Raw genomic sequence first — 11,458 nt, forward strand, 5'->3', positions numbered from 1 at the left:
GCCGGGCCCCCACCGCCCCGCTCAGCTCCCGCCGAGGATCCGCAGCCCGGGCAGCAGGCCGGGGATCAGCGGAGGCACGTCCACGCCCTGCTGGGCGCTGCTCGGCGTGCTGGGCGCACCGGACGGCGGCTGCGGCACCTGCGGCGGGGCCGCGTCGGCGCTCGGCGAGGGCCGGCCGCCGGTGAGCCCGCTGGTGAGGTTGCCGACCAGTCCGTTGACGGCGTCCGGTGCGCTGCTGGGCAGGGTGCTCGGCAGTCCGCCGCCCTTGGCCCCGCCGCCGGCCGTGCTGCCGCTGCCGGCGGTGTCCGGGGCGCGGTCGGTGCCGGGGCGGTTGCCGCTGCCCGTGCCGCCCTGGGACTGCGCGGAGCCGGGTGCGGCGCCGGAGCCGTCGGGCCCGGTGCCGGCCGGGGAGCCGCCGGTCGAGGAGGAGGAGTCGTCGCCCGCTCCGGTGCCGCCCGGTCCACCGCTCTTGGCGGGGGGCTGGGTCAGGCGCAGGGGCGCGACGTCCTCGGTTATGTCGTCGAAGAGCTGGTTCACCAGGTGGGCCTGCTCGGTGAGTTGGACCGGCAGCCGGCCCTGCAGCTCGCTCCAGCGGCCGTCCTCGTCGTGGGCGAAGCCGGCCAGCGCGCGCATCGGGCCCAGTGAGCCGTTGCTGCGGTAGACCGAACGCAGCAGCTCGCGGCCCTTGAGGGCGTCGGCGTGCATGTCGTCCAGCGCGCGGCGGACCCGGTCGACGGTGCCGGGGCTGAGCCCGGTGGTCGAACCGGACGGCCCGACCAGGGCGTTGGCCTCGCCGAGCCGGGTGGCGGCGTTGCCGAGCAGCAGTTCGCCGCGCTCCGAGTCGGAGTCCGCGAGGTCGAGTCGGAGCCCTTCGAGGCCGCGCTTCATGCCGTACAGCGTGTCCCCGGGGAGGGCACTGGTGCTTGCGGCGGCCGCGCCGGCCAGGCTGCCGACGGCGAGCCCGGCGACCAGTCCGCCGATCGCGAAGCGGCGGCTCCACCGGCCGCGCGGCGCCGTCCGGATCGCCCGGTGGCGGCGCTGGCGGGGCACCGCGGCGCCCGGCCCGCCCGCGAAGGCCTGCTCGAACGCGGCCATCAGCTGGGCGCGTTGGACCGTCCGGACCTCCTGGTCCAGGACTGGCCCGGGCAGTGCCCCCAGCGCGTCGGCCACCCCGACCAGTTCGGCCATCGCCACCGAACCGGCTTCGGCGGCGGCGATGTTGGCCGATTCGGCGGTGGCCGCGCGGAGTTGCTCCGCCTGGTGGGCCTCCAGCGCCTCGGCGAAGGCCTTCGCCCGTCGGTGCTCCAGCACGTTTGCCGTCACGGGCCACACCTCCCTTCGTCGTTGTCGACACCCCGGCCCGCCGGACGGTTGCCCCGGCGGGCCAAAGCCACTCCATCGGGTGACAGGTCACAATTCGGCTTGACCGTATGCCTGGTGGGGGCTTGCATGCTGGCCAACGAGCGGTACGGGCGGTCGGTTACGCACGGCTGATCATCGGACCGACCGTTCACCCGGACGTGTCGCCCGGGTGGCAGTGGTGACGGGCCGTCGGGCCGGCGCCGGGTCGGGCCCCGCCCGGGCCCTATCGCTCCCTCGGTCACCGTCGCCTCACCGCGCGTCGGGCGGCAGGAGCCGGGCGAGGGTGCGTACGGCGCGGTACTGGAGGGTCTTGATCGCACCCTCGTTCTTGCCCATGATCCGCGCCGTCTCGGCCACCGACAGCCCCTGGAGGAAGCGCAGCGTCACGCACTCCTGCTGCTGGGGGTTGAGCCGGCGCACCGCGTCCAGCAGGGCGGCGTTGGAGAGCGACTCCAGCACCGACTCCTCCGGGCTGCGCTCGCACTCGTTGGAGTCGAGCATCTCGCCGGTGGTGACCTCCAGCCGGAACCGGCTGGACTTGAAGTGGTCGGCGACCAGGTTGCGCGCGATGGTGACCAGCCAGGCCCCGAAGTCGCGGCCCTGCCAGGTGAAGGTGCCGATCCGGCGCAGCGCGCGCAGGAAGGTCTCGCTGGTGAGGTCCTCGGCGGTGGCCCGGCTGCCGACCCGGTAGTAGATGTAGCGGTAGACGGTGTCCGCGTAGTGGTCGTAGAGCCGGCCGAAGGCCTCGCTCTCGCCGGCCTGGGCCCGCTCGACCAGCTCCATGATCGGGTTGTGCTCGGTCTCGTAGCCGGGGCTCGGCGCGGTGCGGGTGCGGCTGCGGCCGACGCCGGTGCTGCCGGTGCGGCTGCGCGAGCCGGTGCCGGTGGAGCCGGCGGCGGTGGTGCGCAGCGCGGTGCCGGGGCCGTGCTGGTGGCCGAACGGCACACCGGCGGGCACGAGTTGGGGCGAGGCGGCGAGCTGGCTGCGGAGCAGGGTGCGCAGCAGGTCCAGGCCGGTGGAGATCTGCCGCTCGGCCGGGCGGCCGCGGAGGCCGGTGCGGGGGCGCAGGGGCGCGGACGACGGGCGGGAGGGTGCAGGCGCGTCGTTCCGGACGGGTGGGTACACGGGACTCCCAGAGGCAGAACTGTGGACGGATCACCTCCGCCTGCGCGGAGAGCACTCCCCATGACATCCGTTCGAGCGGGACGCATGGGTGACGTGCATCCAGGAGAGAATAACGCTTTGTGCAATGACAGCTACACCGTGTGGTCGAAGTGGTCGTTTGGGATCCATTTGTTGCGCATATTCGGCTGACACTGACCGGAGATGTCGGCGTTCATCCGGCTCAACGTGACCGTTCGGGCGCCCAGGGTGACCAATTCGGCGGCACTGCGGGCGGTTTCCCAGCCTTGGGGCCCCGCAACCCCCGACTTTCCCGGCCTGGCGAACGATCAGAACCGGTCACCGGGTGACAAGTTCGCACAGCGGGCCCGGACAGCCGTGTCGGAGCCGGGAGTTCGCTCGTACGAGGGGCCAGGTCAGGCCCCTGATTGACGCCCTCTCACCCGCACGGGGGAGCGGCAGAAACGGTTCCGTGGACGGCCGTCCGGCCCGGACCGGGGCTCAGCCGCGCCGACGGCGGCGCCGCAGCGCCACCCCGGCCGCGGCCGTACCGGCCAGCACCCCGAGCGCGGCCGCCGCCGGCAGGCCCGCCCGGGCCGCCTTGCGCCCGGTCCGGAAGTCGCGCACCCGCCACCCCTGCGCCCGGGCGTGCCGCCGCAGCGCGCCGTCCGGGTTCACCACGTACGGGTGGCCGACCAGCGAGAGCATCGGGATGTCGTTGGCCGAGTCGCTGTAGGCCGCGCAGCGGTCGAGGTCCAGCCGCTCGCGCCGGGCCAGCGCGTTCACCGCGGCGGCCTTGGCCGGGCCGTGCAGCAGGTCGCCGACCAGCCGGCCGGTGTAGTGGCCGTCCCGGGCCTCCGCGACGGTGCCCAGCGCGCCGGTCATGCCGAGCCGCCGGGCGATGATCCGGGCCACCTCCAGCGGGGCGGCGGTGACCAGCCAGACCCGCTGGCCGGCGTCCAGGTGCATCTGGACCAGGGCGCGGGTGCCCGGCCAGATCTTGTCGGCGACGACCTGCTCGAAGACCTCCTCGCAGATCACCTCCAGGTCGGCGGTGCGCTTGCCGGCCACGATGCCCAGGGCGGTGTTGCGGGCGTCCGAGATGTGGTCCGGGTCCTCGGTGCCGTGCAGCCGGAAGAGCGCCTGCTGCCAGGCGAAGCGGGCGATGTCGCGGCGGGTGAGGAAGCCGTGGCGGTAGAGGCCGACGCCGAGGTAGAAGATCGCGGCGCCGCGCAGGATGGTGTTGTCGCAGTCGAAGAAGGCGGCGGCGCGCGGGTCGTCCCGGTCCGGGGTGTGGTTCCCGGCCGGGGCCTTGGGGGCCTTCCCGGGCCGGCCGGGTGCCGGGCTCCCCTCGGTGGCGGGGGCCGCCCCGGGCTCCTGCGCCACCGGGGCGTCCGTCGCGGGGGAGAGCAGCGGTTCGGCGCGCAGCGCGGCCTCGGCCGCCGCTGCCGCGGCCTCGCCCGCCAGGGCGCTCCGCTCGGTGGTGGAGCGTCTCGCCTGGGTGAGCCTTCGGAGCACGGCCATGTCACCGAGCATAGCCAGCCGGGCGGGGAGCGGCCGTGACGGAGCCGTGCCCGTGCGGTGAACAGCTGCCGGGCGGGCACCGCCCGGGCCGGAGGGGCGGGTCGAGGACAATGGGCAGGTGAGCCCACTGCTGCGACGCAAGAGCCCCGAGCCGGCGGCCCGTACCGTGACCCTGGTCGGCAAGCCCGGCTGCCACCTGTGCGACGAGGCCCGGGAGGTGATCGTCCGGGTGGCGGCGGAGCTGGGCGCGACCTTCGAGGAGAAGGACATCACCCGGGACGAGGAGCTGTACCGCCGCTACTGGGAGCAGATCCCGGTCACCCTGGTCGACGGCCGCCAGCACGACTTCTGGCGGGTCGACGAGAACCGCCTGCGCAAGGCCCTGGGCGGCTGAGGAGGGGTTCGTGCGTGCACCACCTCCCCCGCCGACCGGCGGGGGAGCTTCGCCGAATCGTTGTCGAAGACACTCCGTTCCGGCGTGGGGCCGGGCGCCCCGGTCGGCTTACGATCGAACGCGTTTACGCCCGTGGGGGGCTGAGCACGCGAGGAGTGCCGCCATGCTTCCCCGTCCGACCCCCGCGCTGCCCGCAGCCCCGGGCTTCGCCGTGGTGGACGTGGAGGCGACCGGCCGCAGCCCGTGGCGGCACCGGGTGGTCGAGGTCGCGGTGGTGCTGCTGGACGAGCGGCTCCGCCCCGAGGGCGAGTTCGCCACCCTGCTGGACCCGCTGGGCCCGGTCGGCCCGACCCATGTGCACCGGATACGCCAGGCCGACGTCGAGGGCGCGCCCCGCTTCCGGGAGATCGCCCCCCGGCTGCTGGAGCTGCTGGCCGGCCGGGTGCTGGTCGGTCACCACGTCAGCTGCGACCACGCCTTCCTGGAGCGCGAGTTCGCCCGGATCGGGGTGCCGCTGCCGCCCGTTCCCCTGCTGTGCACGATGCGGCTGGCCGGCGCCCACCTGCCGCAGGCCCGCGGCCAGGGCCTGGCGGCCTGCGCGGAGGCGGCCGGTCTGGGCTGGTTCCCGGCGCACACCGCGCTGGGTGACGCCCGGGTGACGGCGGAGCTGCTGCGGCACTGCGCGGGCGTCCCGTCCTGCCCGCCGGACGACTGGACCGGGCCGCTGCGCGAGGCCGCCCGGGTGTCCTGGCCACGGCTGGGGCGGGCCCGTTCCCGGCCGTCCGGCGGTACGGTGCCACTGCTGCGCCGGGAGGCGCCGTACGGCCCCTGGCTGCCCGGCGCCCGAGCCCCGGAAGTGGTCCTGACACAGGCCGGTGCTATGAGCTCATCGGCGTGATGCGTGTCACTGTGCCGGGACAAATCGGACACCATCTTTGTGCACACGTTCACAAACGCTTAGCCTGGCTGCCAAAGCCCAGCTTCACCCACAGGAGCACCGTGGCAATCGGCCGATCACCACAGAGCAGTTCGCAGACGCCCGACCAGGGCGCCGCGCGCCGACCCGCGCGCGCCCGGGGCATCCCGGAGGCGACCGTCGCCCGCCTCCCCCTCTACCTGCGGGCCCTCACCGCGCTCTCCGAGCGTTCGGTGCCGACCGTGTCCTCCGAGGAACTGGCCGCCGCCGCCGGTGTGAACTCGGCCAAGCTGCGCAAGGACTTCTCCTACCTCGGCTCCTACGGCACCCGGGGCGTCGGCTACGACGTCGAGTACCTCGTCTACCAGATCTCCCGCGAGCTCGGCCTGACCCAGGACTGGCCGGTCGTCATCGTCGGCATCGGGAACCTCGGCCACGCCCTCGCCAACTACGGCGGTTTCGCCTCCCGCGGCTTCCGGGTCGCCGCCCTGTTGGACGCCGACGCGAACGTGGTCGGTTCCACCGCGGCCGGACTGCCGGTGCGCCACATGGACGAGCTGGAGTCGATCGTCGAGAGCCAGCACGTCTCGATCGGTGTGATCACCACCCCGCCCGGCGCCGCCCAGCAGGTCTGCGACCGACTGGTCGAGGCGGGCGTCACCAGCATCCTGAACTTCGCCCCGACCGTGCTGACCGTCCCGGACGGCGTGGACGTGCGCAAGGTGGACCTCTCCATCGAGCTGCAGATCCTCGCCTTCCACGAGCAGCGCAAGGCCGGCGAGGAGCCCGACCGCACCGAGTCGGTGCTGGACCGCGCCCCCGGCCCGGTCCGCGCGGCCGCGGCCAAGCTGCGCCGGGCGGCCGGCGGCAGCGGCAAGGGCCGCACCGGCGCCGAGCCGGCGGCCAAGGAGCCGGCCGAGCCGTCGGCCAAGGGCAAGCCCGCCAAGGGCGGCGAGGGCGAGCTGTCCGCGGTGATGCCCGCGTGAACACCGAGAGCTGTGGGGGGCGGGCATGAGTCTTCTCGTCGTCGGACTGAGCCACCGGACGGCACCGGTCGGCGTGCTGGAGCGTGCCGCGCTGACCGGTGAGGTCCCGACCCGGCTGCTGCACGACGCGGCCGCGTCCTCGACCGTCGCCGAGGCCGCCCTGCTCAACACCTGCAACCGGATCGAGCTGTACGCGGACGTGGACAAGTTCCACGGCGGCGTCGCCGAGCTGTCGCTGCTGCTGGCCCACCACAGCGGGGTGGACCTGGAGGAGCTGACCTCCCACCTCTACGTCCACTACGAGGACCGCGCCGTCCACCACCTCTTCTCGGTGGCCTGCGGCCTGGACTCGATGGTGGTCGGCGAGGGCCAGATCCTCGGCCAGCTGCGCGACGCGCTGGCCAAGGCGCAGGACGAGCACACCGCCGGGCGCGGCCTGAACGAGCTGTTCCAGCAGGCCCTGCGGGTCGGCAAGCGGGCGCACAGCGAGACCGGGATCGACAAGGCCGGCCAGTCGCTGGTCACCTTCGGCCTGGAACAGGTCGCCGCGGGCGCGGGCGAGATCGCCGGCAAGCGCGCGCTGGTGGTCGGGGCCGGCTCGATGAGCTCGCTGGCCGCCGCCACCCTGGTCCGTTCCGGGGTCACCGACCTGCTGATCGCCAACCGCACGCCGGCCCGCGCCGAGCGCCTGGTGGAGATCCTCGGTCCGGACGTGGCCCGCACCCTGGACCTCGCCAAGGTGCCGCAGGCGCTGGCCGACGTCGACCTGGTGATCTCCTGCACCGGCGCGGCCGGCGTGGTGGTCCGGGCCGAGGACGTCGCCGCCGCGGTCGCCGTGCGCACCGCCCCCGAGCCGCTGGCGCTGCTCGACCTCGCCATGCCGCGCGACGTCGACCACGCCGTGCACGAGCTGGACGGCGCCCTGCTGGTCGACCTGGAGAGCCTCTCCCACGCGCACGCCGCCAGCCCCGGCGCCGGCGACGTCGACGAGGTCACCCGGATCGTCTCCGACGAGGTGACGGCCTTCGGCGCCGCCCAGCGGGCCGCCCGGATCGCGCCGACCGTGGTCGCGCTGCGGGCGATGGCCTCCGACGTGGTCGCCGCCGAGCTGGGCCGGCTGGGCTCCCGGCTGCCCGACCTGGACGAGCGCTCCCGCGCCGAGATCACCCAGACCGTCCGCCGCGTCGTCGACAAGCTGCTGCACGCCCCGACCGTCCGGGTGAAGCAGCTGGCCGCCGAGCCCGGCGGCGCGTCCTACGCGGACGCCCTGCGCGAGCTGTTCGACCTCGACCCGGCGGCCGTGCACGCCGTTTCGGGCACGCCCGTCGGCGGCCGCCCCCAGCCTTCGGCCGGGAGCACCAGATGAACCGTCAGCCATCCCACGAGTACCACCGGGACGATCACCTCATGAATGGTCAACCGCTCACCGAGCAGGCTCCGGCCGCCGCCCTGCGGCTCGGCACCCGGCGCAGCGCGCTCGCCATGGCCCAGTCGGGCATGGTCGCCCGCGAGGTGACCAGGCTCACCGGCCGCCCCGTCGAGCTGGTCGAGATCACCACCTACGGCGACACCTCGCGCGAGGCGCTCGCCCAGATCGGCGGCACCGGCGTGTTCGTCTCCGCCCTGCGGGACGCCCTGCTGGAGGGCCGGATCGACTTCGCCGTGCACTCGCTCAAGGACCTGCCCACCGCCGCGCCCGAGGGCCTGGCGCTGGCCGCCGTCCCCGCCCGCGAGGACGTCCGGGACGCCCTGGTCGCGGCCGAGGGCCTGGCCCTGGACGAGCTGGTGGAGAAGCTGGCCGGGGCCGGTCGCCCGGCCCGGATCGGCACCGGCTCGCCGCGCCGGATGGCCCAGCTGAACGCCTGGGCCCGGGCCTGCGGCGCCCAGCTGGAGACCGTGGCGATCCGCGGCAACGTGGACACCCGGATCGGCTACGTGAGCGCCGGCGAGCTGGACGCCGTGGTGCTGGCCACGGCCGGCCTCAACCGGCTCGGCCGCAGCGCCGAGATCTCCCAGCACCTCGACCCCGAGCTGATGATCCCGGCCCCCGGCCAGGGCGCGCTCGCGATCGAGTGCGCCGCCGCCGACACGGACCTGACCGCCGCGCTCGCCGCGCTGGACCACGCCCCCACCCGGGTCGCCGTGGCCGCCGAGCGCGCCCTGCTGGCCACCCTGGAGGCCGGCTGCTCGGCCCCGGTGGCCGCGCTGGCCACCTGGGGCCGGGAGAACGAACTGCAGCTGGACGGGGTGGTCGGCGATCCCGACGGCACCGCCCTGCTGAAGATGTCCGCCAACGGTCCGATCGTCCTCGACGAGACCGCCGAGCAGCAGGCGCGGGCCCTCGGCCACGCCCTGGCCGCCCGGCTGCTCGACGCGGGCGCGGCCACCCTGATGGGGGAGCGAGCCCGATGAGCCCCACCGAAGCCCTCTTCCCGGCCGGCCAGCCCACCGGACGCTGCACCTTCCTGGGGGCCGGCCCCGGGGACCCGGGGCTGCTGACTCTGCGCGCGGTCGAGGTGCTGTCCTCGGCCGACGTCCTGGTCGCCGACCCGCTGACCGCGGCCGCCGTGCGCACCCACTGTCCGGCCGGCGTGCAGGTGCACGCCCCGGCCGCCGAGGGCGCCGACTTCGACCTGGCCAAGCTGGTCGCCGAGGCCGTCCGGGCCGGCAAGCACGTGGTCCGCACCGTCGACGGCGACCCGGGCCTGGACGGTTGCGCCGCCGAGGAGATGCTCAGCTGCGCGGGCGACGGGATCCCCTTCGAGGTGATCCCGGGCGTCGCCCAGTCGGTCGGCGTCCCGGCGTACGCGGGCGTCCCGCTGCGCGGCGCGGCCGGCACCGACGTCCGCTTCGTGGACGGCGGCCAGCTGCTGTCCGGCGCCCCGGTCGACCTGGGCGCGCCGGAGACCACCCTGGTGGTCCGCACCACCCTGGGCCAGCTGCCGGCCACCGCGGGCGCGCTGGTCTCCAACGGCCGCAAGCCGGACTCGGCGCTGAGCGCCACGCTGTCCGGCACCACCACCCGCCAGCGGACCTTCACCTCCACGCTGGCCACCATCGCGGCCGACCTCAAGATCGCCCGGGTGCTGCCCTCGCCGGTCTCCGCCCCGGTGGACCCGGCGACCTCGGTGATAGCCGTGGTGGGTGAGCAGGTCGCCCACCGGGCCTCGCACTCGTGGTTCGAGACCAAGCCGCTGTTCGGCTGGAACGTCCTGGTGCCGCGCACCAAGGAGCAGGCCCACGGCCTGTCCGAGCAGCTGCGCTCGTACGGCGCGGTGCCGCAGGAGGTACCGACCATCGCGGTCGAGCCGCCGCGCACCCCGCAGCAGATGGAGCGGGCCATCAAGGGCCTGGTCACCGGACGCTACGAGTGGATCGCCTTCACCTCGGTGAACGCCGTCCGCGCCGTCCGGGAGAAGTTCGAGGAGTACGGCCTGGACGCCCGCGCGTTCGCCGGGATCAAGGTCGCGGCGGTCGGCGAGACCACCGCCCAGGCCCTGGTGGACTTCGGCGTGAAGCCGGACCTGGTGCCCTCCGGGGAGCAGTCCGCGGCCGGGCTGCTGGAGGACTGGCCGCCGTACGACCCGGTCTTCGACCCGATCGACCGGGTGCTGCTGCCGCGCGCCGACATCGCCACCGAGACCCTGGTGGCCGGCCTGGTCGAGCTCGGCTGGGAGGTCGACGACGTGACGGCGTACCGGACGGTGCGCGCCTCGCCGCCGCCGGCCGAGACCCGCGAGGCGATCAAGGGCGGCGGTTTCGACGCGGTGCTGTTCACCTCGTCCTCGACCGTCCGGAACCTGGTCGGCATCGCCGGCAAGCCGCACAACGTCACGGTCATCGCCTGCATCGGCCCGGCCACCGCGAAGACCGCCGAGGAGCACGGCCTGCGGGTCGACGTGATGGCCCCGGCGCCGTCGGCGGCCGCGCTGGCCCAGGCGCTGGCAGACTTCGGCGCCAAGCGCCGGGACACCGCGACGGCCGCGGGCGAGCCGGTCTACCGGCCCAGCGAGCGCCGTCCGGGATCCCGCCGCAAGGCCCGCTGAGATCCCTCAACTATGGTGCTGGGGGCGGCGGTTCGTCGCCCCCAGCACTGCACAACCGTTCGGAGAGAGAAGCCGTGTCCGCTGAATTCCCGTACGTTCGCCCCCGTCGACTGCGGCAGAGCCCGGCGATGCGCCGACTGGTCGCCGAGACCCGGCTGCACCCGGCGGAGCTGATCCTGCCCGCCTTCGTCAGCGAGGGCATCAGCGAGCCCAAGCCGATCGCCGCGATGCCCGGCGTGGTCCAGCACACCCGGGACAGCCTGCGCAAGGCCGCGGTGGAGGCCGCCGAGGCGGGAGTCGGCGGCATCATGCTGTTCGGCCTGCCCGAGGTGAAGGACGCCGTCGGCTCCGAGGGCACCAATCCGGACGGGATCCTCCAGCGGGCCATCAGCGACGTGGTCGCCGAGGTCGGCGACCGGCTGGTGGTCATGTCCGACCTCTGCCTGGACGAGTTCACCGACCACGGCCACTGCGGCGTGCTGGCCGAGGACGGCAGCGTGGACAACGACGCGACCCTGGCGCGCTACGCCGAGATGGCCGTGGTCCAGGCCGAGGCCGGCGTCCACATGGTCGGCCCGTCGGGGATGATGGACGGTCAGATCGGCGTCGTCCGGCGGGCGTTGGACGCGGCCGGGTACCAGGACGTCAGCGTCCTCGCCTACACCGCCAAGTACGCCTCCGCGCTGTACGGGCCGTTCCGCGAGGCCGTCAACTCATCGCTCAAGGGCGACCGCAAGAGCTACCAGCAGGACCCGGCGAACGCCCGCGAGGCGCTGCGCGAGCTGGAGTTGGACCTCGCCGAGGGTGCGGACCTGGTGATGGTCAAGCCCGCGATGCTGTACCTGGACGTCCTGCGGCAGGTCGCCGACGCCTCGCCGGTGCCGGTGGCCGCGTACCAGATCTCCGGCGAGTACTCGATGGTGGAGGCCGCCGCCGCCAACGGATGGATCGAGCGGGAGCGCACCATCCTGGAGACGCTCACCTCGATCCGCCGGGCCGGCGCCGAGCAGATCCTCACCTACTGGGCGGTCGAGGCCGCCGCGTTGCTCAAGCAGCAATAGCACCGCTACAGCAGAAGGCGGGGCCGCTCCCCCGCGGGGAGCGGCCC

At 74.6% G+C, this 11,458-nt stretch carries 10 protein-coding genes; 7 read left to right on the top strand and 3 right to left on the bottom strand.

The window, feature by feature from the left end; genetic code table 11:
* Nucleotides 1-21: 21 nt before the first annotated feature.
* The 3 genes from ACFXPX_RS41685 to ACFXPX_RS41695 all read right to left on the bottom strand — a co-directional run bounded on the left by ACFXPX_RS41685 (nucleotide 22) and on the right by ACFXPX_RS41695 (nucleotide 4,008).
* Entirely contained in the window at nucleotides 22-1,323 is a 1,302-nt protein-coding gene (locus ACFXPX_RS41685) for a DUF5667 domain-containing protein (protein ID WP_380644946.1), read from the bottom strand.
* Nucleotides 1,324-1,611: 288 nt separating this feature from the next.
* The gene (locus ACFXPX_RS41690) at nucleotides 1,612-2,430 is read right to left on the bottom strand and encodes an ECF subfamily RNA polymerase sigma factor, BldN family (protein ID WP_375882333.1); all 819 of its coding nucleotides are present in this window, start codon (nucleotides 2,428-2,430) and stop codon (nucleotides 1,612-1,614) included.
* Nucleotides 2,431-2,985: 555 nt separating this feature from the next.
* On the bottom strand, nucleotides 2,986-4,008 hold the full coding sequence (locus ACFXPX_RS41695; protein ID WP_380644947.1) for an HAD family hydrolase: 1,023 nt from the start codon (nucleotides 4,006-4,008) through the stop codon (nucleotides 2,986-2,988).
* A 118-nt stretch (nucleotides 4,009-4,126) separates the two neighbouring features.
* Between ACFXPX_RS41695 and ACFXPX_RS41700 the strand changes: the two genes are divergently transcribed.
* The 7 genes from ACFXPX_RS41700 to hemB all read left to right on the top strand — a co-directional run bounded on the left by ACFXPX_RS41700 (nucleotide 4,127) and on the right by hemB (nucleotide 11,411).
* Entirely contained in the window at nucleotides 4,127-4,402 is a 276-nt protein-coding gene (locus ACFXPX_RS41700) for a glutaredoxin family protein (protein ID WP_375881756.1), read from the top strand.
* A gap of 163 nt (nucleotides 4,403-4,565) precedes the next feature.
* Nucleotides 4,566-5,300: an exonuclease domain-containing protein gene (locus tag ACFXPX_RS41705; RefSeq protein ID WP_380522893.1), complete on the top strand. Its 735-nt coding sequence runs from the start codon at nucleotides 4,566-4,568 to the stop codon at nucleotides 5,298-5,300.
* A 107-nt stretch (nucleotides 5,301-5,407) separates the two neighbouring features.
* Complete coding sequence (locus ACFXPX_RS41710) at nucleotides 5,408-6,304, top strand: redox-sensing transcriptional repressor Rex (protein ID WP_375882336.1); 897 nt, start codon at nucleotides 5,408-5,410, stop codon at nucleotides 6,302-6,304.
* A 25-nt stretch (nucleotides 6,305-6,329) separates the two neighbouring features.
* Nucleotides 6,330-7,670, top strand: a complete 1,341-nt coding sequence (locus ACFXPX_RS41715; protein ID WP_380644948.1) for a glutamyl-tRNA reductase — start codon at nucleotides 6,330-6,332, stop codon at nucleotides 7,668-7,670.
* A 41-nt stretch (nucleotides 7,671-7,711) separates the two neighbouring features.
* Entirely contained in the window at nucleotides 7,712-8,716 is a 1,005-nt protein-coding gene (hemC, locus tag ACFXPX_RS41720) for a hydroxymethylbilane synthase (protein WP_380586232.1), read from the top strand.
* Complete coding sequence (locus tag ACFXPX_RS41725) at nucleotides 8,713-10,350, top strand: uroporphyrinogen-III synthase (protein WP_380522891.1); 1,638 nt, start codon at nucleotides 8,713-8,715, stop codon at nucleotides 10,348-10,350. The genes hemC and ACFXPX_RS41725 overlap by 4 nt, the downstream gene beginning before the upstream one ends.
* A 74-nt stretch (nucleotides 10,351-10,424) precedes the next feature.
* A complete protein-coding gene (hemB, locus tag ACFXPX_RS41730; RefSeq protein ID WP_375881769.1) occupies nucleotides 10,425-11,411 on the top strand; it encodes a porphobilinogen synthase in 987 nt (328 codons plus the stop codon).
* The last annotated feature ends 47 nt before the right edge of the window (nucleotides 11,412-11,458 follow it).

Source organism: Kitasatospora sp. NPDC059146 (assembly GCF_042786665.1).
In the GTDB taxonomy this organism is placed as follows: Bacteria; Actinomycetota; Actinomycetes; order Streptomycetales; family Streptomycetaceae; genus Kitasatospora.